A 20,485-nucleotide genomic window follows, 5' to 3' on the forward strand; every position below is an offset into this window, starting at 1 on the left:
TGCGACTCGTTCACTATGCAACGAAGTCGTATTCGATCACCGTGGGTGCGTTCGACGCAAACCGGTCATGAGGTGGACAAGCGTTACCGAGGGTTTGAATCGGAAATTCCACCGCGAACCACCGGCAGCGCGTCGAGCTCGATCCCGAAGAGATCCCGGTACGCGCCCCGCACCTCGTCCTCGCTCTCGAGGATCCGCTCGTCACGCTCGCCCTTGGCCCGCGTGATCAGCTTCCGGTCGCTGAGGGTGATCCGGCCCTCCTCGGTGAGCAGGGAACAGACGAGACCGCGCGGGAAGTGCGAGTCGGGCGAGGTCTGGTGGTACCAGGCACCGGCCGTGAAGTCGGCTAGCCGGCGCGGCCGGAGCTCGATCCGGTACTGCGGCTTCCCGTCCCGCAGCACGTCCACGTCGCCCTCGGCGGTGTCCACGAGCCGGAAGACCCCGCCCGGGTCCGTCTGGTCGCCTCGTTCTTCGTAGCGGAGCGGGAAGTGGCTGTGGTCACCGAAGCCGACGTCGGCGAGCCACCGCTCCCCGTCCACCGTCTCCACGAGCAGCGCCATGTGGTCGTACGGGATGCCCGGCTTCCCCTCCGGCCCGAAGACCCGCGCCTGAAGCAGCGACACCCGGTAGCCGAGCCCCCGCAGCAGAACGGCGAACGCCGTGTTGACCTCGTAGCAGAACCCTCCCCGGTGCGCGCCGATCACCTTGCCGAGCAGCGCCTTCTCCTCCAGGACGATGTCCTCGCCGAGGTGGATCGAGAGGTTCTCGAACGGCACGGTGCGCAGATGACGCAGATGAAGATCGCGCAGTGCCTCGGCGTCCGCCCGGTCCGGCCGCTCCGCGTCGATGCGCCGCAGATAGGCCGCGACGTCCCCCGGCGTGGGGGCGAAGGACTCGGAGGGAACGGGAGACCCGGAAGAAACGGAGGGCTCGGAGAGAACAGAGGGTTCGGAAGGAACGGGGGGCTCGGCGGGAACGGGAGCCGTCGGTCGCGTCGTCATGCCGTCAGTCTGCCCGGTCAGCCCTGCCCTCCCCCCGGCTGTCCGACCGGCTCCGACTCCTCCTTCGGAGAGGGCAGTTCCCGCATCCGCGGCAACGGCGAGGGCAGCACCCACAGCACGGCGAACACGGCCCCGACGGTGGCGATCCACAGCGTCGGGCGCAGCCCGATCGCGGTCCCGAGGAATCCGCCGACGAGCGCGCCGAGCGGACGGAATCCGTGGTTGAGCGTCCGGAAGGCGCCCATGACCCTGGCCCGCACGGCGTCGGGTATCAGCGCCATCTGGAACGATCCCGCCGCGATGTCGACGATCATCACGCCGACGCAGGAGAGGAACTCGGCCAGGAACAGCACGAACACCACGAGCGCCACGGGACCGTCGGCCAGGGGTATCAGGATCAGGGGCAGGGTGAATCCGAGGAAGCCGGCGACGAGCGAGCCCCCGATGCCGATCCGCCGGACGACCGCCCCGCTGACGACCGCCCCGAGGAGGCCGCCCACGGCTCCCGCCCCGAGGATCAGGCCGAGCAGCCCGGCGCTGAGGCCGAGTTCGGTGGTCACGTAGAGCACGAAGAGGGTGTGGAACATGTAGTTGAAGAACTGGACCGTGCCGGAGGCGGCGAACAGCGCCCGCATCGAGCGCTCCCGGACCACCCAGCGCAGCCCTTCGGTGAAGTGTCCCTTGGCCACAGGCGCCGGCGGGGGCTCGACCGGCTTGATCCGGGCCAGGTACCCCGCCGACACGAGATAGGTCAGGGCGTCAGCGACCAGGGCGAAGGGGGCGGTCAGGAACTGCACGAGCAGTCCGCCGATCCCGGGCCCAGCCAGCCAGGCCGTCGAACGGCTGCCGTTCACCAGCGAGTTCGCCTGCACATAGCGCTCGGTGGGCACCAGTGCCACGAAGAGCGTGGTGTTGCAGACCTCGAAGAGCACGGTGAGCGCGCCGATCCCGAAGGCCACCACGTACAGCTGGGTGAGCGTCAGCACGTCGAGCAGATAGGCCACGGGAAGGGTCAGGACCAGCGCCGCCCGCCCGATGTCGGCCGCGATCATCGCCCGTCTGCGATTGGCCTGCCGGTCGGCCCACGCGCCGAACGGCAGGTTGAGCAGGAGCGCGGGAAGGAGCTCGGCGGCCTTGAGCCAGCCCATCGCCGCGGCGTCCGCGCCGAGGACGAGGACGGCGGCGAGCGGAATCGCCATGAGGGATATCTGGTCCCCGGCGAGGGAGATGGTCTGCCCGGTCCAGTAGCGGCGGAAGGTCCGCTCACGCAGGAGCGCCGGTACGCGTTCGACGAGAGCCATCCCGCTCACTCCTTCTCGCTGTCGGGGACGTCCAGATCCAGGTACGCGATCCGCAGGACGCTGACGGGCCTGGCGCCCTCCGGGCGGAGGGACGGGTCGGAGGACCGGGCCTCGTAGGGCCGGAACAGCGCGTCGACGCGCGCGCCGAGGTCGGCGAGCTCCTCGTGGGTGAGATGGAGCAGCGAGTCGCCGAACTGCTCGGCCTCCTGCCACTCCCTCGGCAGCCGGTGCCGGTTCGCCATGGCCCGGGCGACCCGCTCGAAGTACCGCTCGGCGACGGCGGCGCTCAGCGCGTCGGCCGCCTGGGCGATCGACGGGTCCTCGCTGTACTCCGGCCACTCCGTGTACCGGGCCGTGGCCTGCCACGGCTTCTCCCGTCCCCGGCCGCCCGGCGCCTCCTCCACGAGCCCGTACTTGGCGAGTATCCGCAGGTGGTAGGAGCAGCTGGCCACGGACTCGCCGGTCAGTTCGGCGGCCCGGGTGGCGGTGAAGGGGCCGCTGCTCCGCAGCAGCCCCACCAGCGACATCCGCAGAGGGTGGGCGTAGGCGCGCAGGGCGCGCGGGTCGGTGAGTCGGATACTGCGGGGCTGCTCGCCCTCGGGCTGCGGGTCGATGATCTCCTCCGGCATGATGAAAAGGTATCTTTAGAAAGACTTCTTTACAAGAGTTCTCTTCGTCGGCGGGTCACCCTCCCCCCGGCACGGCCGCGAGTCCCGGCCCCGCCCCGACGACCGCGATCGCACCGTCACGGTCCGTCCGCAGCACCCGCGCCCCACCGGCCCGCAACGACTCCACCGTCCGGGGCGAGGGATGCCCGTACGGGTTGTCCCGCCCCGTCGACACCAGCGCGAGCCGCGGCCGCACGGCCCGTATCAGCCCCGGGTCCTGATGCGCGGAGCCATGGTGGGCGACCTTGAGCACGTCCACCGGACCGAGCCCCGGATGAGCCCGCAGCAGCCCCCGCTGGGCCGGCGGCTCCAGATCACCGAGCAGCAACAGCGTCAGCCCACCGGCGGCCCTGACGAGCAGCGCGACACTGGCGTCGTTCGCCCCACCTGAGCCCGCCGCCGCCCGCCCGCCCCCGGCCGCCCCGCCGACGGCCCCACCGACGCCGGCCACCGCCCCACCTGACGTCGGCCAGAGCACGGTCCACTCCAGCCCGCCGATCCTGCGCCGCTCCCCCGGCCCCGCGCGGATCAGCGGCACCCCCGCGGCCGCCGCCGTCCTCCGTACGAACGCCGCCTGGGCCGGCGGTTCCTCGAGAACCGTCGTCTGGATCGCCCCCACCGACCGCCCCCGCAACACCCCGGGCAACCCGGCCACATGGTCCGCGTGGAAGTGGGTCAGCACCAGCAACGGCACCCTGCGCACCCCGAGCTCCCGCAGACACCGGTCCACCGGTACGGGGTCGGGGCCCGCGTCCACCACGACCGCCGCGTCCCCGCCCGCCGCGAGGACCGTCGCATCCCCCTGCCCGACCTCACACATCGCGAACACCCAGCCCCGCGGCGGCCATCCGGTGACCCACCGCGTCAGCGGCACCGGCCGCACCACCACGAGCAGCAGCAGTACGACGACGAGTCCGGCGACCGGCCTCCGGTACGGCAGTCCGCGTGCTGCGAGGACCACCACCCCGGTCACCAGGGCGAGAGCGAACCCGCCCCACCACCCACCGGGCCAGCCCAGCTCAGCCCCCGGCAGCTCGGCACCCGTACGGGCCACCCGCGCGATCCACCCGGCCGGCCACCCCGCCACCCACGCCAGCCCCTCCGCGGCCGGCATCCAGACCGCCGCCACGGCGAGCGCGGCGAAGCCGAACACCGTCGCGGGCGCCACCGCGAACTCGGCGAACAGGTTCGCCGGGATCGCCACCAGGCTCACCCGCGCCGCGAAGACCACCACGATAGGGGCGCACACCGCCTGCGCCGCCAGGGACGCCGCCAACGCCTCCGCCAGACGGTCGGGCACCCCACGCCGCCGCAGCGCCTCGCTCCAGCGTGGTGCCAGCGTCAGCAGTGCCCCGGTGGCGAGGACCGAGAGCAGGAATCCGTAACTCCGCGCGAGCCACGGGTCGTACAGCACCAGGAGCAGTACGGCGGCTGCCAGCGCGGGGATCAGCGATCTCCGCCGGCCGGTGGCGATGGCGAGCAGCACGACAAGCCCGCAGGCCGCGGCGCGCAGCACACTCGGGTCGGGCCGGCAGACCACCACGAAGGCGAGCGTGAGCGCTCCCCCGGCCACCGCCGTGACCCGCAGCGACATCCCCAGCCTGGGCGCGAGCCCACCGCGCTCCACCTGATGCGCCCGCCCGGGACGGCCGACCAGCAGAAGCAGGACGACGGACAGATTGCTTCCCGAGACGGCGAGCAGGTGGGTGAGATCGGTGGCCACGAAAGCGTCCCGCAGGTCGGCCCCGATCCGCGAGGTGTCCCCGACGACCAGACCGGGCAACAGGGCCCGCGCGTCCGGATCGAGGCCGTCCGTCGCCCGCCGCAGGCCGGCGCGCAGCTCCCCCGCCGTCCGCTGCAGCGCGCTCGGCGGGCCGACGATCCGAGGCGGTCCCCCACCGCCGACCTTGAGCACCGCCGCGAAGGGATCGCCGGGGTGCGAGGGCGGCGCGAGCCGGGCACCCACCCTCAGCCGCGTGGAGGGCAGCAGCCGCAGCCACTCCGCCCGCCCCTCCCCGGGCGGCACGATCAGCAGCACCGGCGCCCTCGTCCGGTGGACGGTCCCGTCCGCCCGCTCGGCGCGGGTCACCTCGCCGTCCAGGACGACGGTGACCGGCACCGTCTCGCTGCCCCGCACCCGGGGCCGGGTCAGCCGGGGATCCGAGGTCACCGTCACCTCCAGCTCCGCCCGCGCGTACTCCCGTGCCAGCGCCGGTACGGGACCGCGCCGCAGATCCGCCGTGTGCAGCCCGGCCGACGCGGCCCCGGCGGCGGCACAGAGCAGGACCCCGGCGAACGCCGTTGCCCGTAACCGCCACCCCGGTGTCCCCCGCCAGGTCGGCGCTTCCGTCGCCTCGGCCCTCTCGCCGGGCCAGGCGGTCCCGCCGAACCAGCGCGCCACCACGGGCGTCAGGAGGAGACCGCCTCCCACCAGACAGACCACGACTCCCGCCACCGTCCACCACCCGGGAACCCCCACCGCGATCGCCGCCGCCACCCACACGGCCACCGCGAGCGGCACGAGCCGAAGATCGGCCGGCCCCTCCTCCCCCACGGGCGCCCGCACTCCACGCCCGTCCGCCGCCTGCTCGTCCGCCGCCGTCCCGCCCGACATCGGTTCGTCCGACGTCGGTTCGTCCGACATCGCCTCGTCCGCCGCCGTCCCGCCCGGCTTCACGGCCGCACCAGCCGTTCGAGTTCGGCGAACCGCCGCTCCCCGATGCCGTTGACCTCCCGCAGCTCACCGACCGACCTGAAACCGCCGTGCTCCGCACGATGGTCGACGATGTGCCGGGCAAGGACCGGACCCACGCCCGGCAGCGTGTCGAGCTGCTCGACCGTGGCCGTGCTGAGGCTCAACGGCACCGCCGGCAGACCCCCGCCGGCGCCACCACCCGAACCCGATCCGCCGCCGGAGCCGAGACCTGAGCCCCCGGCCGGCATCCCCGGCAGCCCGACGAGAATTTGCTCGCCGTCGAACAGCACACGGGCCCGGTTGAGTCCGGTGAGATCGGCGTCGGGCTTCGCCCCGCCCGCGGCCCGCAGGGCGTCCGCCACCCGCGAGCCGGCCGGCAACGTCAGCACTCCCGGCCTGCGCACCTTGCCCCCGACATCCACGATCACCCGCGCCCCACCAGCGCCAGATCCCGGACCGGCCCCCGGACCGGACCGCGTCCCGGACCCCACGGGTACGGCGGGTGCGGCGGCGATCGGCGCGGCTCGAACGAGCTCCGGGGCACGCACCGGCTCCGGCCGCCCCGTCCAGAAGTAGCCGCCCGCGAGACCCGCGGCCACGACCAGCACCACCGTCAGCGCGGCCAGCGCCCTCGGTTCGAGACCGATCCGCGTCTGCACCCACACCGGGGTCCGGTCACGCAGCACAGCCGCGAACCGCGCCCGCGCCCCGGGCGGCGAACCCCGATCCCGTACCCCCGACGGAGAACCCCGCTCCTCCGGATCCGCACCCTCGTGCGCCTCCGCCGCGGCCGCCTCCTCCGCTGACGCCGCCACCCCTGTCGCCGCAGCCGGGAACAGCTCGTCCCCACGCCGCCGTACGACAGCCTCGGGAACCGCCTCGGCCCTCCTCACCCGGGTGCGCCTCCTGACCCGCCCAGGAGGCGCACCACGCGCTCCGGGACGGCTCCTCCCGTCGGAGCCCGGCGTCCTGCCGGGGCCGCTGGTCGGAGCGCCCGTCGTGCCGAGAGCGCCGGAGGTCGTCGATGAGATACGTGGACGAAGAGTCATGCGGACGACGGTAGGAATCACCGCCGCACCGTGCGGGACTCACCCACGTTCCGTGGACAGGGCCCACGCTGTGGAGAACTCCGTCACTCCTCCGGGGGACAGCCCCGGATGACGGACCCGTGTTCGGACTCAGCGCGGCGAGACGACGACCGCGAGCAGCCCGGGCCCCGTATGGGCCCCGATGACCGCTCCCACCTCGCTGACATGCAGCTCAGCCACTCCGGGCACCCGCTCCTTCAGCCGGTCGGCGAGCGCGGCGGCCCGCTCGGGCGCGGAGAGATGGTGGACGGCGATGTCGACGGGGCCGGAGCCGGCGCGTTCCACGGCGATCTCCTCGAGCCGGGCGATGGCCTTCGAGGCCGTCCGCACCTTCTCCCGCAGCTCGATCCGTCCGCCGTCGAGTTCGAGGAGCGGCTTCACCGCGAGCGCGGAGCCGAGCAGCGCCTGCGCGGCGCCGATGCGCCCGCCGCGGCGCAGATAGTCCAGGGTGTCGACGTAGAAGTAGGCGGAGGTGCCCGCGGCGCGCTTCTCGGCGGCCGCGACGGCCTCGTCGAGCGATCCGCCGGCCTCGGCGACCTGGGCCGCCGCGAGGGCGCAGAAGCCCAGCGCCATGCCCATCATCCGGGTGTCGACGACCCGCACGGGCACCGGAGCGTCCTTCGCGGCGAGCACGGCCGCGTCGTAGGTCCCGGAGACCTCGGCGGAGAGGTGGAGGGAGACGACGCCCTCCGCGCCGGCTTCCGCGGCCTCGCGGTAGGCCTCGGCGAAGATCTCGGGACTGGGCCGCGAGGTGGTGACGGCCCGCTTCTTCTGCAGGGCCTCGACGAGCGCCTTGGCCGAGACCTCGGTGCCCTCCTCGAGGGCGCGGTCGCCGATGACGACGGTCAGCGGGACCGTGGTGATGGCGTGCCGCTCCCTGGTCTGGTGTGGCAGGTAGGCCGTGGAATCGGTGACGATCGCGACATGCCGGGACATGAGCGGGAGGTTACCCGCCGAGACCGGCGCGCGGCAGCCCGGCCCCCGTCGTGAGCACTCGGACACCACCGAGCGCCCGGCCCGGCCGGAGCCCGGCCGGGCCTCCTCGTCCGCGTCTCCGTCAGGTGGTGGTCTCCGGGCGGGCGGACTTCTCCCACGGATAGGAGGTCAGCCGGGGGTCGGGCGCCGTGATCGCGGGCGGCTCGCCGCCGGCTGCCGACCGCGAACTCCCGGAGGCGGCACCCTGACCACCCGGTACCGAGCTCCCGGAAGCCGCCCCGGGCACCGTCCCCGACACGCCGCCGGTCCCGGAGGTCCCGGGGGTGGTCTCCGGATCCGTCGTCGTCCAGTGCCGCAGCGCACCCGCCTCGACGTCGATCTGGGCGCTGAGCGACGACAGGTCGTCCTCGGCGAACCTGAGGGCCCGCTCCCGGGCCGCCCTGCGCAGTGCGTCGGCCGAGCTGGTGATCCGCTCGGTCCGCGCGGTGAGTTCGGTGAGCTGTCCGGCCACCCAGGACCGGTCGGGCTCCCGCTCGAGACGCTTGAGGTCCTCGTCCAGTTCGAGCCCGTGCGCGCTGAGCCGGTGGAACAGCTCGAGCGACTCCTTCAGCGACGCGTCCTCGCCCACCCCGGCCTGCAGGGCCTCCTGGGTGGCGCGCATCGAGGTGCGCAGCGAGAGCCGCAGTCGGGCCAGCTCGCCCGCCGTCCCGGTCTGGCCGAAGCTCTTGGCCCGCAGCGTGGTGTCCTCGACGGTGCGGCGTGCCTGGTCGATGGTGCGGTCCACGCCGCGCTTGGCGGCCTTGACCGTCTTCACCGTGGCGTAGACCCCCAGCGCCACGAAGGACAAGAAGAGCAGCGCCATGATCGTGATAATCGCGGCTTCCATGTGCGCCCCTCCGGCGTCCGTCCGGTCCCCACGGATGTGGTTCCTCCACGGTAAACGGAACGGGCAGGCCAGGGGTTCCATCGGAACCCCCAACCTGCCCGTAGGGGAAATCCCTATGTGCGTCAGCCGGCGACGATGTTGACCAGCTTCGGCGCCCGCACGATCACCTTGCGGATCTCCGCGCCGCCCAGTGCCGCGACCACGTGCGGGTCGGCCAGCGCCAGCGTCTCGAGCTCCGCGTCGGTGATCGACGGGGCGACCTCCAGGCGGGCCTTGACCTTGCCCTTGATCTGCACGACGCAGGTCACGGTCTCGTCGACGACGTACGCCGGGTCGGCGACCGGGAAGCCCTGGTGGACCACCGAGTCGCTGTGGCCCAGCCTGCGCCACAGCTCCTCCGCGATGTGCGGGGCCAGCGGGGCGACCAGCAGGACCAGCTGCTCGGCGACCGACCGGGAGAGCGCACCGCCGGACTTCGTCAGGTGGTTGTTCAGCTCGGTGATCTTGGCGATGGCGGTGTTGAAGCGCATCGCGACCATGTCCTGGGCGACGCCGTCGATCGCCTTGTGCAGGGCGCGCAGCGTGTCCTCGTCGGCCTCGGTGTCGACGACGGTGACCTCGCCGGTCGACTCGTCGACGATGTTGCGCCACAGCCGCTGCAGCAGCCGGTACTGGCCGATCACCGCGCGCGTGTCCCAGGGACGCGACACGTCCAGCGGGCCCATCGCCATCTCGTACAGGCGCAGGGTGTCGGCGCCGTACTCGGAGCAGATCTCGTCCGGCGTCACGGCGTTCTTCAGGGACTTGCCCATCTTGCCCAGGACGCGGCTGACCTTCTCGCCCTGGTACCAGAAGCCGCCGTCGCGCTCCTCGACCTCGGCCGCCGGGACGGCGATGCCGCGCTCGTCGCGGTAGACGAAGGCCTGGATCATGCCCTGGTTGTAGAGCTTGTGGAACGGCTCGGCCGAGGAGATGTGGCCCAGGTCGAACAGCATCTTGGACCAGAACCGGGCGTACAGCAGGTGCAGCACGGCGTGCTCGGCGCCGCCGACGTACAGGTCGACGCCGCCGGTGGGCATGCCCTCGCGCGGGCCCATCCAGTACTGCTCGACGGCGGGGTCGACCAGCTGCTCGGAGTTGCGCGGGTCCAGGTAGCGCAGCTCGTACCAGCAGGAACCGGCCCAGTTGGGCATGGTGTTGGTCTCGCGGCGGTACGGGCGCGGGCCGGCGCCGTCACCGAGGTCCAGGGTCACGTTGACCCAGTCCTCGTTGCGGGACAGCGGGGTCTCCGGGCGGGTGTCCGCGTCGTTAGGGTCGAAGGTGCGCGGGGAGTAGTCCTCGACCTCCGGCAGCTCCAGCGGCAGCATCGACTCGGGCAGCGAGTGGGCGACGCCGTCCTCGTCGTAGACGATCGGGAAGGGCTCGCCCCAGTAGCGCTGGCGGCTGAACAGCCAGTCGCGCAGCCGGAAGTTGACGGTGCCCTCGCCGATGCCGCGCTCGGCCAGCCAGTCGGTGATCCTGGCCTTGGCGTCGACGACGCCCAGGCCGTCGAGCGCCACGTCCCCGTTGGAGGAGTTGACCAGCTTGGCCTCGTACGAGGAGAAGGCGTCGTCCCAGGTCGACGGGTCGGTGCCGCGCTCGTCGCTCGGTTCGACGACACACCGCATCGGCAGCTCGAAGGCGCGCGCGAAGGCGAAGTCGCGGCTGTCGTGCGCGGGGACGGCCATGATGGCGCCGGTGCCGTAGCCCATCAGGACGTAGTCGGCGATGAAGACCGGTACCTGCTCGCCGCTGACCGGGTTGGTCGCGTACGCGCCGGTGAAGACGCCGGTCTTCTCCTTGGCGTCGGCCTGCCGCTCGACGTCGGACTTGGAGGCGGCCTGCTTGCGGTAGGCGTCGACGGCCTCGGACGGGGTGGCGTGTCCGCCGGTCCACACGTCGTGGGTGCCTTCGGGCCAGCCGGCCGGGACGATCTTCTCGACCAGGTCGTGCTCGGGGGCCAGGACCATGTAGGTGGCGCCGAACAGGGTGTCCTGGCGGGTGGTGAAGACGGTGATGGCGCCGGTGCCGCCGACCTGGAAGTCGACGCGGGCGCCCTCGGAGCGGCCGATCCAGTTCCGCTGCTGCAGCTTGATGGCCTCGGGCCAGTCCAGCGCGTCCAGGTCGTCGAGCAGGCGGTCCGCGTAGGCGGTGATCCGCATGTTCCACTGGCGCAGCTTGGACTTGAAGACGGGGAAGTTGCCGCGCTCGGAGCGGCCGTCGGCGGTGACCTCCTCGTTGGCCAGGACCGTGCCCAGGCCGGGGCACCAGTTGACGGGCGCGTCGGAGGCGTACGCCAGGCGGTACTCGCCCAGGACGTCGGAGCGCTCGGCGGCGGTCAGCTCGCTCCACGCGCGCGTGGTGCCGGGAACCTCACGCGTTCCGTTCTCGAACTGCGCGATCAGCTCGGCGATCGGACGGGCCTTGCCGGCCTCGCCGTCGTACCAGGAGTTGAAGATCTGCAGGAAGATCCACTGGGTCCACTTGTAGTACTCCGGGTCGATCGTGGCGAACGACCGGCGCTTGTCGTGGCCCAGGCCCAGCCGGCGCAGCTGGACCTTCATGTTTTCCATGTTGGCCTCGGTGGACACACGCGGGTGCGTGCCCGTCTGCACGGCGTACTGCTCGGCCGGCAGGCCGAAGGCGTCGAAGCCCAGGGTGTGCAGCACGTTGTGGCCGGTCATGCGCGCGTGGCGGGCGAAGACGTCCGTGGCGATGTAGCCGAGCGGGTGGCCGACGTGCAGGCCCGCACCCGAGGGGTACGGGAACATGTCCATGATGAACTTCTTGGGCCGGGCGGCGATCGCGGGGTCGCCCGCCAGGTCACCGGTGGGGTTCGGGGCCTCGTACGTGCCCTCGGCGTCCCAGAAGTCCTGCCAGCGTGCCTCGATGTCGGCGGCCATGGCCGCCGTGTAGCGATGCGGGGCCGCCGTCTCGGCGGCCGTATTGATCTCGGTCATGGTCCTTGAAGCTCCATCGATCGTCTCTGCCCACTGCCACGGACTGCCGTGAAATGAAAAAACCCCTCGCACAGGAGGGGACGCCGCGCCGACTCCGGCGGATGTCTGTCATCCGCCGGGACTGATCAGCGCGGCTCGGTAAGCAGAAGGCGTACGGCACGCATGGCGCCAGGGTACCGCAGGGCCCGAGCGGGCCGCACCGACGTTCCACGGAGCGGAGTCGCGGCGAGTGCAGCCGGACGCGGAAGCCGGACGTAGACGCCTGAAGCCTGACGCCTGAAGCCTGACGCAGAAGCCGGACAACGAAGAAGCGGGCCACCCGATCCGGGTGACCCGCTTCTTCTCTGTGGAGCTAAGGAGAATTGAACTCCTGACCTCCTGCATGCCATGCAGGCGCTCTACCAACTGAGCTATAGCCCCTTGCTTGTTTCCGTCTCCGTTTCGGTTTCCCTCGCGGCGACAGACAGAACATTAACCGGCTCCCCGGCAGATCTCCAAATCGATTCTCGGAGCCCTCCTGACCTGCCGGGTAGGGTCGCCGACTGTGTCCGTCTCCGTGCTCTCCAAGACCCGCGCCCGGCCCTGGCCCCTGGCCACCGCCGCGGCGATATGCCTGCTCTCGTTCGTGGCCTTCTGGGTGGCGCAACGCCTCGCCCACGTGAACATGCTCGACGTGATGGTCTACCGGGCCGAGGGCGAGACGGTCCGCGCGGGCGGTGATCTGTACGCGATGCGCGCGACCTCGGCGAACCTCGGCATGACCTACCCGCCCTTCGCGGCCCTGCTGTTCGTCCCGCTGACCCTGGTGAGCGTGCCCGTGATGCGGACGCTCGCCACCGCGGGGAACCTGCTCCTGGTGGTCGCGCTGGTGCAGCTGTCACTCCAGCTGGTCCGCCCCACGCTGTCGCGTACGGACCTGTGGCGTACGACACTGTGGGTCTCCGCGGTGGTGGTCTGGTGCGAGCCGGTGTGGACGACCCTGCGGTACGGCCAGATCAACCTGCTGATAGCGGTGGCGGTGCTCTGGGATCTCACCCGGCGCCGGGACAGCCGCTGGGCCGGCCTGGGCATCGGCCTGGCGACCGCGGTGAAGCTCACACCGGGGCTCTTCGTGGTCCTGCTGCTCGTCGCGGGCGTACTGCTGTGGCGCCGGGACCGGAGCTGGAACACCTGGCTGCGCACGGCGGTCACGGCGACCGGGGTGTTCCTGGCGACGACGCTGGCCGTGGCGCTCGTGCTGCCGGCGGACTCGAAGCGGTTCTGGACGGAGACGCTGTTCGAGACCGGCCGGGTGGGCTTCGCCGAGGAGACCGCCAACCAGTCGATCCGCGGGGTCCTGGCCCGGATGATGCACACCGACGACCCGGGCCTGTGGTGGGCGGTGACGGCGGCCGTCCTGGGCGGCGTGGCGATGGTCCTCGCGGTGCGGGCCGCGGTGCGCGGGGACAAGGCGGTGGCGGTGATCGTCTGCGCGTTCACGGCGCTGATGATCAGCCCGATCTCCTGGTCCCACCACTGGGTCTGGTGTGTGCCCCTGCTGATCCTGCTCGCGGACCGCGCCACGCGCACGTGGCCGGTGACGGGGGCGGTGGCCCTGGCCTTCGCCTCGTTCGCGCTGTGGTGGGTTCCGCACGACCCGGGCCGTCCGGAACTGGACCAGAACGCCGGTCAGATGGTGCTGTCCGCTGTCTATCCGCTGACGACCCTGGCCCTGCTCGTGGGGTACGTGCTGACGCTGCGGCGTCAGGCCGTGGCGAAGGAGTAGAACCGCTTGAGGGTGCAGTGCTCGTCGAGGAGCCGGCCGTAGATCGGCTCCCCCTCCAGCTCGCGGTACGTCTCGATGGGGTCGCCTTTTATGATCAGCGCCCGCGCGCACTCCTCGCACCAGTACTGGAACCCCGTGTTGACGGGGTCCATGTCGCGCACGATGGGCGTGCCGCTGCCGCACCAGTCGCATTTCCGCCTGTGTGCACCCATCAGTCAGCTCCAGCTGTGGCCGCAGGCCGTGCACCCATAGGACACCCCGCCGTTGTCGCCGAGCACTTGGGCCACCCTCCCGTCCGGATCCTCGTCCCCCTCCGGCCGTCCGATTCTGCCATGGCCCCGCAAGGGGGTCAGCGTGCTCGACGCCACGGTCCGGCCACCGCGCCGGCGAGGGCGGCGACGGCCAGGGCGATCATGGTCGTCCACAGCGCGTCGGCGGAGTTCTGTGCTCCGGATCCGTCCGCCGCGGCGAGGAAGAGGGTCCCGAACGCGGCGACCCCGATGAGCTGGCCGAGCTGGGTGACGGTGGCGAGCAGCCCGCTCGCGTCGGCCGCGTCCTCCGGTCGTACGGTGGCCAGCGCGCCGGTCAGGGCGGGGCTGAAGGCCAGCGAGATCCCGGCGCCGAGCGCCCCCAGGGCCGGATAGAGCCCCCAGCCGCCTGCCCCGCCGTCCGCGAGCAGCCCGCCGACGCCGAGGGCTCCCGCGGCGGCGAGCAGGAATCCGCCCGGGATCAGCGCGCGGTGGAGCCGGGCCGGCCAGCGCCGCCAGGTCAGTCCGACAGCGCCGAAGACGACGGCGGCGGGACCGAAGGTGAGCCCGGCGCGCAGCGCGCTGTGGCCGAGCCCGCCCTGCAGATGCAGGGTGAGGGTGAACAGGAAGCCGGCGTTGACTCCCATCGACACCGCGATCCAGAGGACGGCCCGTCCCATGCCCGGGAGCCGAAGGACGCGCGGGGCGATGAGCGGGGCGCCGCCGCGGCGGGCGAGCCGCGCCTCGTACGTGCCGAAGAGGGCGAGGAGCACCAGGGAGCCGCCGAGCGAGAGCCAGGACCACAGGGGCCAGTCCTGTTCCTGGCCGAGGACCAGGGGGACGGTCAGCAGGGACACGGCGCCGGCGAGCAGGACGAGGCCCGGCAGATCGAGGGCACGCGCGCGTGTGGCCCCGGTCCGGGCGTCACGGGGCAGGACCCGGGCGCCGAGCACGAGCAGGGCGATGCCGATGGGGACGTTGACGAGGAAGACGGGTCGCCAGCCGGTGCCGAAGAGGTCGGCGCTCACCAGGATCCCGCCGACGACCTGCCCGGCGGCGGCGCCGGTGGCCAGGACCGCGGAGTAGGCGCTGAGCGCCTTCACGCGGCGCTCGCCGGCGAACTCGCGCTGGATGAGGCTCAGGACCTGAGGGATCATCAGGGCGGCGCCCGCGCCCTGCGCGAGCCGGAAGGCGATCAACTGGCCGGTTCCGGAGGCGAGTCCGCAGGCGAGGGAGGCCGCGGTGAAGAGGGCGAGGCCGCCGAGGTACATCCGGCGGTGCCCGACGAGGGCGCCCAGGCGGGCGCCGGTGATCAGCAACACCGCGTAGGCGATGGTGTATCCGGCGACGACGAGCTGGAGCGCGGCTCCGGACGCGGAGAGCTCGACACGGATCGTGGGCGCGGCGACGTTGACGATGAAGACGTCGAGGAGCGCCATGAACTGGGCGGCGAGGACCACGCCGAGCAACAGTCCGGGGCGGTTGTCGGTGCCACCGTCTTTACTGAGTACGGGACGTGTTGTGGTCGAGGTCATACGCCGAGCGTGACCTCGATCGGATACGGGTAACGAGAGCCCGCTGATGCTGGTACTGACACCACCTGGCAGCGGCGGCACGGGGACTCGACCATGGGGGTGTGACGATCGTGGCAGCGGTACCGACACAGCGACGCCGACGACCGGAGCTGGCCGCGTTCCTGCGCAGCCGCCGGGCCAGGGTGACACCGGAGGACGTGGGGATGCCCCCGGGGCTCCGCCGCCGCACGCCCGGGCTGCGCCGCGAGGAGGTCGCCCAGCTCTCGGGCGTCGGCGTCACCTGGTACACGTGGCTGGAACAGGGGCGCCCGATCAACGCCTCGGCGCAGGTGCTCGACGCGGTGGCCAGGACGCTCCGCCTCGACCGGCCCGAGCGCGAGCACCTGTACCACCTGGCCGAGGTGCCGTACGCGCCGGAGAGATCGGGTTCGGACGTGGCGGTGGTCAGCCCGGAGATCCAGGGCATCCTCGACGCCCTGGACCCGCACCCGGCGGTTCTCTACAACGCGCGGTACGACGTGCTCGCGACCAACGCCATGTACGAGCTGCTCTTCTTCCGGCAGGGCCGGAACGACCTGGACACGGGTCCGTTCGGCATACGCAACGTGCTGTGGGCGCTGTTCAGCGACACCGGCCCCACCTGCCCGGTGGTCGACCGGAAGCGGGAGCTGCCGCTGATGGTGGCCCAGCTGCGGGGTGCGTACGGCAGGCATGTCGGCGAGCCGGCCTGGGAGGAGTTCGTACGGGCCCTGGCGGAGGCCAGTCCGGAGTTCGCCCGGCTGTGGCGCAGCGGCGACGTGGTCCCGCCGGGGACGCGGGTGAAGACCTTCCGGCACGCCATGACCGGCGAGGTCCGGCTGACCTCGGTCTCCCTCTCGGTGAACGGGATGCCGGAGTGCCGGATCGTGGCCTACACGCCGAACGACGAGGAGAGCCGCCACGGACTCGTGTCCCTGCGGGAGATGACGGAACGACGGACCCCGTAGAACGACGGACCCCGCGGAACGGCCGATCCCACCTCCCGACGGACCTCATCGACCGACGGGCCCCGGGAACGACGAATCCCGCCCCCTGCTGGGGACGGGATCCGGTGATTGTGGAGCTAAGGAGAATTGAACTCCTGACCTCCTGCATGCCATGCAGGCGCTCTACCAACTGAGCTATAGCCCCTCGTGTTCTTCACGCTCTGCGCTGCGAACAAGAAGAACTTTAGCCTGTGACCTGCCGGAAAGTGAAATCCGGGTCCGGCAGGCCGGTCGTGGGGCTCAGTCGTCGTCGCCGAGGACCGGCTCGGGCAGCGTGCCCGCGTTGTGCTCCATCAGACGCCAGCCGCGCGCGCCCTCGCCGAGCACCGACCAGCAGCAGTTCGAGAGGCCGCCCAGGCTCTCCCAGTGCTGGGACTCCAGACCGAGGAGCCGTCCGATGGTGGTGCGGATGGTGCCGCCGTGGCTGACCACGACGAGCGTGCCGTCCTCGGGAAGCTTGTCGGCGTGCTCCAGGACCACCGGGGCGGCCCGGTCGGCCACCTCGGTCTCCAGCTCGCCGCCGCCCCGGCGCACCGGCTCGCCGCGCTTCCACGCGGCGTACTGCTCGCCGTACCGCGCCACGATCTCGTCGTGGGTCAGTCCCTGCCACTCCCCCGCGTACGTCTCGCGCAGCGCGGAGTCGTGGGAGACGGCGTGGCCGGTGAGCACGGCGAGCTCGGCAGCGGTGGCAGCCGCCCGCTTCAGGTCGGAGGCCACGATGACGTCCGGCTTCAGCGCGGCGAGCAGCCGGGCTGCGCGGCGCGCCTGGGCGACGCCGGTCTCCGTGAGCTCGATGTCCGTCGAGCCCTGGAAACGGCGCTCCAGGTTCCATGAGGTCTGGCCGTGACGCCAGAGAACGATGCGGCGGCCAGTGCCGCCCTTGGTGGTGCTCAGCTCAGCTCACCGTCCGGTCCGTCGGGCAGCCCGGCGGCGTGCTCGGAGAGGTCGACACCCGTCAGGGCGGCGTGCTCGGCGCCCTTGCCGCGGGTCTTCGCCGCGTCCTCGGGGAGCTCGAGCTCGGGGCAGTCCTTCCACAGGCGCTCGAGCGCGTAGAAGACGCGCTCCTCGCTGTGCTGGACGTGGACGACGATGTCGACGTAGTCCAGGAGGATCCAGCGCGCGTCGCGGTCGCCCTCACGGCGGACCGGCTTGGCGCCGAGGTCCTTGTTGAGGCGCTCCTCGATCTCGTCGACGATCGACTTGACCTGGCGGTCGTTGGGCGCGGAGGCGAGCAGGAAGGCGTCGGTGATCGACAGCACATCGCTGACGTCGTACGCGATGATGTCGTGCGCGAGCCGGTCGGCGGCCGCCTGAGCGGCGGCGTTGACGAGCTCGATGGAACGATCCGTGGCGGTCACAAGCAGGCTTTCGTCGGCGGTCCAGTACCCCTCCAGGGTCTCACGGACCGCCGACGGCCCCGCCAACGTTTTCCGGAGCGCCGTTACGGGCCCTCCGGCACCTTGTAGTCCTGGCCCAGAATCACGGTCACCGTGGCCGCTCCCGAGGTCTTGCCCTTGGTGACCGAGCCGGCCGGCAGACCCAGCGTCTCGGCCACCTCGGCCGCCGTCGCCTTCTGGAGTTCGTCACCGTAGACGACCTGCGACTTCTCCTGCGTGGCCGCGTCGCCGCCGCCCACGAAGGTGTAGCCGCCGTTGATCAGGACGATCCGGGCCGCCTCGGTCGCCTTCTTGCCGGAGCCGTCCCGCAGCGAGACCCGGGGCACGTCGCCCGCCTCGGGGGCGGTGACCTTTCCGCCCAGGATGTCCTTCACCACACTGTCGCTCGCGCCCTCGGTCAGCGTGCCGTCCTGGCCCACCGGCAGCAGGGCCGTCTTGTAGTCGCCGACCTTGGCGTGCTCGGCGAGCTTGGCCAGGGCGGCGCCCAGGTCCTTCTCGGAGAGCGAGGGGTCGAAGATCTGGGTGAGGCTCTCGACGGTCATCGTGGCGGACTCGGGATTGTCCGAGATCTTGCGCAGCACCGCGAACATGACCTGGCCGAAGCGCTGGAGCTGCTTGGTCTCGGCCTCTCCGGGACCCCGGTAGGTCGCGTAGGCGACGGCGGCGCGGCCGTTCAGGGACTGCTTCTCGCCCTTCCTGACCAGCGGATCGGCGCCCTTCTTCGGGTCGGGCACGTCGGTGTCGGTGTCCGTCTCGATACCGCTGACGAGGTCGACGAGGGTGTCCAGGTACGGCGTGTCCAGACGCCAGGTGCCGGTGATCGGTGCGCCGAGGAGGTTGCCGATCGCCTCACGCGTCCCGCTGGACCCGTCGTCCTCGACCGACTTGCCGAGGGTGGTCGCGGCGCCCTCTCCGTCGGCGACGACGACGGAGTTGGGGATCAGCACCGAGGTGCCCTGGCGGGTGGTGGTGTTGTTGACGAGGAGGACGGTGGAGGTCCCGCCTCCCGCGGTGTCGTGGAGGTGGACGACGATCGTGTCGCGCTTCTGCGGACCGGTCGCGGTGCCCCCCTTCTGCTGCTCCTCGGACGCCCCGGGAAGCATTCCCGCGGACCAGAGGTAGCCGACGCCGCCCACGACCGCGAGGACGAGCACGACGACGAGGGCGATGATCCGGTTGCGGCCCCGGCGCCTGGCCTCCTCGCGCCGCTCGGAACGGCTCTCGGTGAACTTCAGCCAGTCGATGACGTCCTCGGAGTCCTCGTCCGGCTCCTCGATGAACGAGAACTGCTCGGTGCGGTACTCACGGTCGTCGTCGGGGGCGGGCCGGGCCGGCGCGGAGCGCTCGGAGGCGGGGCGCTGGCCGGGGACCCCGGCGGGCGCCGCGACGGGCGCGGCCGGTGCCACGGGAGGCGCGGCCTGCGCCACGGGGGGTGCGGCCGGCGCGACGGGTGCGGCGGCCTCGGGCTGGGCGGCCCACTGCTGCCCCGTGTCGTAGGAGGGGTAGCTGTAGCCCTGCTGTCCGTACGGGTCGTACTGCGGCTCGTGGGACGGCTGGGGCTGCTGGGGCTGCCCCTGGTACTGCGAGGGCTGCTCCTGGTACTGCTGCTGCTCCGGATACTGCTGCTGGGCGTACGGGTCGTACCCGTACCCCTGCTGTGGCTGCTGGTACACCGGCTGCCCGTACTCGTCGTAGCCGATGATCTGCGGCTGCGGATAGTACGGGTCGTACGGATGCTGCTGGTCGTTCACCGGTGGCCCTCCCCGAAGCTCACTCGCCGCGGTACAACTGGCGCTTGTCGATGTAGCGCACCACGCCGTCCGGGACCAGGTACCAGACGGGATCGCCCTGTGCGACCCTCGCCCGGCAGTCGGTGGAGGAGATGGCGAGCGCGGGCACCTCGACCAGCGAGACGCCGCCCTTGGGCAGTCCGTCGTCGGTGAGGTCGTGGCCCGGCCGGGTGACGCCGATGAAGTGCGCGAGCGAGAAGAGTTCCTCGGCGTCGCGCCAGGTGAGGATCTGCGACAGCGCGTCGGCCCCGGTGATGAAGAAGAGGTCCGCGTCGCTGTTGAGGGAGCGCAGGTCCCGCAGGGTGTCGATGGTGTAGGTCGCGCCGCCGCGGTCGATGTCGATCCGGCTGACCGAGAACTGCGGGTTGGAGGCCGTCGCGATGACCGTCATCAGGTAACGGTCCTCGGCCGCCGACACGGCGCGGTCGCTCTTCTGCCACGGCTGCCCGGTCGGCACGAACACGACCTCGTCCAGGTGGAACAGGGCGGCGACCTCGCTGGCCGCCACCAGGTGTCCGTGGTGGATCGGGTCGAAGGTTCCGCCCATCACGCCGAGTCGGCGCTTCCCGCGCCCGCCAGTAGGCATTTCCTGCTCTCCCATGCGTGCAGAGCCTACTGGCACGGCAGCGGACGCCTGATCAGGGTCGCCGGTTCAGCGGTCGCGGTTGAAGCGAGTGGTGATCCACAGCAGCAGGAGCAGGGCACCGAAGGCGCCGAAGCCGGTGAGGTAGGGGCTGAGGCTGTCGTGGTTGCCGCCGTGCTCGGCGCCCTCGGCGAGAGTGACCAGGTTGGCGGCGGTGCTGTGGAGGCTCATCTTCGGCAGACCTATCGATCGGGGATGGGAGCGGAGACTTCGCGCACATCGTATGCGGGCGGTCCGGACGGGCTCACGCCGACTCAGGCACTCGCGTCACGGTCCGTGTTGCCGCCCGGGCCGCCTTCGGTGCCTCCGGCGGCACCGTCGCCGGTGCCGGCGTCGCCCGAGTCGTCGGTGCGGTAGCCGCGCAGCAGGAACCAGGCGAGCAGCGCGCCGCCCACGATCGAGACCAGCAGCACGATGCGGAGCGTGTCACCCGGCCCCTCCTGCGCGGCGGCCGCGAGCAGGGTGGCGGCGGTGTCGACGGTGTCCGGCATGTCGGTCGTGCTCCTCG

Annotated in this window: 18 protein-coding genes and 2 tRNA genes; 2 read left to right on the forward strand and 18 right to left on the reverse strand. The window is 71.9% G+C overall.

Annotation, left to right across the window (positions count from 1 at the left end; translation table 11 throughout):
- Positions 1-83: 83 nt before the first annotated feature.
- From ACFQ79_RS07105 to ACFQ79_RS07145, 9 genes are all read right to left on the reverse strand, one after another.
- Positions 84-1,001, reverse strand: a complete 918-nt coding sequence (locus ACFQ79_RS07105) for an arylamine N-acetyltransferase (protein WP_383579926.1) — start codon at positions 999-1,001, stop codon at positions 84-86.
- Between the two features lie 17 nt (positions 1,002-1,018).
- Positions 1,019-2,302 (reverse strand): MFS transporter, encoded by a 1,284-nt coding sequence (locus tag ACFQ79_RS07110; protein WP_383579928.1) that lies wholly within the window; start codon positions 2,300-2,302, stop codon positions 1,019-1,021.
- 5 nt (positions 2,303-2,307) lie between these two features.
- Positions 2,308-2,931 carry a winged helix-turn-helix domain-containing protein gene (locus tag ACFQ79_RS07115; RefSeq protein WP_383579929.1) on the reverse strand — a complete coding sequence of 208 codons (624 nt, stop codon included), beginning with the start codon at positions 2,929-2,931 and terminating at the stop codon, positions 2,308-2,310.
- A gap of 55 nt (positions 2,932-2,986) precedes the next feature.
- A complete protein-coding gene (locus tag ACFQ79_RS07120) occupies positions 2,987-5,614 on the reverse strand; it encodes a ComEC/Rec2 family competence protein (RefSeq protein ID WP_383579931.1) in 2,628 nt (875 codons plus the stop codon).
- 29 nt (positions 5,615-5,643) lie between these two features.
- Entirely contained in the window at positions 5,644-6,351 is a 708-nt protein-coding gene (locus ACFQ79_RS07125) for a helix-hairpin-helix domain-containing protein (RefSeq protein WP_383579933.1), read from the reverse strand.
- 492 nt (positions 6,352-6,843) lie between these two features.
- Positions 6,844-7,689, reverse strand: coding sequence for a DegV family protein (locus tag ACFQ79_RS07130; protein ID WP_383579935.1), 846 nt, complete (start codon positions 7,687-7,689; stop codon positions 6,844-6,846).
- A gap of 121 nt (positions 7,690-7,810) precedes the next feature.
- The gene (locus ACFQ79_RS07135; RefSeq protein WP_383579937.1) at positions 7,811-8,575 is read right to left on the reverse strand and encodes a hypothetical protein; all 765 of its coding nucleotides are present in this window, start codon (positions 8,573-8,575) and stop codon (positions 7,811-7,813) included.
- 122 nt (positions 8,576-8,697) lie between these two features.
- Positions 8,698-11,574: a leucine--tRNA ligase gene (leuS, locus tag ACFQ79_RS07140; RefSeq protein WP_383579939.1), complete on the reverse strand. Its 2,877-nt coding sequence runs from the start codon at positions 11,572-11,574 to the stop codon at positions 8,698-8,700.
- A 347-nt stretch (positions 11,575-11,921) separates the two neighbouring features.
- A tRNA-Ala gene (locus ACFQ79_RS07145) sits at positions 11,922-11,994 on the reverse strand.
- 124 nt (positions 11,995-12,118) lie between these two features.
- Here ACFQ79_RS07145 and ACFQ79_RS07150 point away from each other — a divergent pair.
- Entirely contained in the window at positions 12,119-13,339 is a 1,221-nt protein-coding gene (locus ACFQ79_RS07150) for a glycosyltransferase 87 family protein (RefSeq protein WP_383579940.1), read from the forward strand.
- Here ACFQ79_RS07150 and ACFQ79_RS07155 read toward each other — a convergent pair.
- Positions 13,318-13,551 carry a hypothetical protein gene (locus ACFQ79_RS07155; RefSeq protein ID WP_017239283.1) on the reverse strand — a complete coding sequence of 78 codons (234 nt, stop codon included), beginning with the start codon at positions 13,549-13,551 and terminating at the stop codon, positions 13,318-13,320. The genes ACFQ79_RS07150 and ACFQ79_RS07155 overlap by 22 nt on opposite strands.
- Positions 13,552-13,688: 137 nt before the next feature.
- Positions 13,689-15,122 (reverse strand): MFS transporter, encoded by a 1,434-nt coding sequence (locus ACFQ79_RS07160; RefSeq protein WP_383579942.1) that lies wholly within the window; start codon positions 15,120-15,122, stop codon positions 13,689-13,691.
- 101 nt (positions 15,123-15,223) lie between these two features.
- On the opposite strand from ACFQ79_RS07160, the gene ACFQ79_RS07165 reads away from it, so the two are divergent.
- Positions 15,224-16,108, forward strand: coding sequence for a helix-turn-helix transcriptional regulator (locus tag ACFQ79_RS07165; protein ID WP_383579943.1), 885 nt, complete (start codon positions 15,224-15,226; stop codon positions 16,106-16,108).
- A gap of 111 nt (positions 16,109-16,219) precedes the next feature.
- Here the strand turns inward: ACFQ79_RS07165 and ACFQ79_RS07170 are convergent.
- From ACFQ79_RS07170 to ACFQ79_RS07200, 7 genes are all read right to left on the reverse strand, one after another.
- Positions 16,220-16,292: transfer RNA gene (locus tag ACFQ79_RS07170), tRNA-Ala, on the reverse strand.
- A gap of 95 nt (positions 16,293-16,387) precedes the next feature.
- A complete protein-coding gene (locus tag ACFQ79_RS07175; RefSeq protein ID WP_383579980.1) occupies positions 16,388-17,041 on the reverse strand; it encodes a histidine phosphatase family protein in 654 nt (217 codons plus the stop codon).
- Positions 17,038-17,505: a ribosome silencing factor gene (gene rsfS / locus ACFQ79_RS07180; protein ID WP_037638129.1), complete on the reverse strand. Its 468-nt coding sequence runs from the start codon at positions 17,503-17,505 to the stop codon at positions 17,038-17,040. Before rsfS ends, ACFQ79_RS07175 begins: the two co-directional genes overlap by 4 nt.
- 83 nt (positions 17,506-17,588) lie before the next feature.
- The gene (locus ACFQ79_RS07185; RefSeq protein WP_383579944.1) at positions 17,589-19,295 is read right to left on the reverse strand and encodes an LCP family protein; all 1,707 of its coding nucleotides are present in this window, start codon (positions 19,293-19,295) and stop codon (positions 17,589-17,591) included.
- A 19-nt stretch (positions 19,296-19,314) separates the two neighbouring features.
- Entirely contained in the window at positions 19,315-19,935 is a 621-nt protein-coding gene (nadD, locus tag ACFQ79_RS07190) for a nicotinate-nucleotide adenylyltransferase (protein WP_361856380.1), read from the reverse strand.
- Positions 19,936-19,986: 51 nt separating this feature from the next.
- On the reverse strand, positions 19,987-20,148 hold the full coding sequence (locus tag ACFQ79_RS07195; RefSeq protein ID WP_015033566.1) for a hypothetical protein: 162 nt from the start codon (positions 20,146-20,148) through the stop codon (positions 19,987-19,989).
- Positions 20,149-20,231: 83 nt separating this feature from the next.
- On the reverse strand, positions 20,232-20,468 hold the full coding sequence (locus ACFQ79_RS07200) for a hypothetical protein (protein ID WP_383579983.1): 237 nt from the start codon (positions 20,466-20,468) through the stop codon (positions 20,232-20,234).
- Between the last annotated feature and the right edge of the window lie 17 nt (positions 20,469-20,485).

The organism is Streptomyces sp. NPDC056480, assembly GCF_042795405.1.
Lineage (GTDB): Bacteria > Actinomycetota > Actinomycetes > Streptomycetales > Streptomycetaceae > Streptomyces.

Bases quoted from the DNA above. Each gene is read 5' to 3' on its own strand.
- ACFQ79_RS07200 (WP_383579983.1), bottom strand. From the start codon at position 20,468: ATGCCGGACACCGTCGACACCGCCGCCACCCTGCTCGCGGCCGCCGCG.
- ACFQ79_RS07155 (WP_017239283.1), bottom strand. From the start codon at position 13,551: ATGGGTGCACACAGGCGGAAATGCGACTGGTGCGGCAGCGGCACGCCC.
- ACFQ79_RS07120 (WP_383579931.1), bottom strand. From the start codon at position 5,614: ATGTCGGACGAACCGACGTCGGACGAACCGATGTCGGGCGGGACGGCG.
- ACFQ79_RS07160 (WP_383579942.1), bottom strand. From the start codon at position 15,122: ATGACCTCGACCACAACACGTCCCGTACTCAGTAAAGACGGTGGCACC.
- ACFQ79_RS07195 (WP_015033566.1), bottom strand. From the start codon at position 20,148: ATGAGCCTCCACAGCACCGCCGCCAACCTGGTCACTCTCGCCGAGGGC.
- leuS (WP_383579939.1), bottom strand. From the start codon at position 11,574: ATGACCGAGATCAATACGGCCGCCGAGACGGCGGCCCCGCATCGCTAC.
- nadD (WP_361856380.1), bottom strand. From the start codon at position 19,935: ATGGGAGAGCAGGAAATGCCTACTGGCGGGCGCGGGAAGCGCCGACTC.
- ACFQ79_RS07130 (WP_383579935.1), bottom strand. From the start codon at position 7,689: ATGTCCCGGCATGTCGCGATCGTCACCGATTCCACGGCCTACCTGCCA.
- ACFQ79_RS07135 (WP_383579937.1), bottom strand. From the start codon at position 8,575: ATGGAAGCCGCGATTATCACGATCATGGCGCTGCTCTTCTTGTCCTTC.
- ACFQ79_RS07110 (WP_383579928.1), bottom strand. From the start codon at position 2,302: ATGGCTCTCGTCGAACGCGTACCGGCGCTCCTGCGTGAGCGGACCTTC.
- ACFQ79_RS07105 (WP_383579926.1), bottom strand. From the start codon at position 1,001: ATGACGACGCGACCGACGGCTCCCGTTCCCGCCGAGCCCCCCGTTCCT.
- ACFQ79_RS07115 (WP_383579929.1), bottom strand. From the start codon at position 2,931: ATGCCGGAGGAGATCATCGACCCGCAGCCCGAGGGCGAGCAGCCCCGC.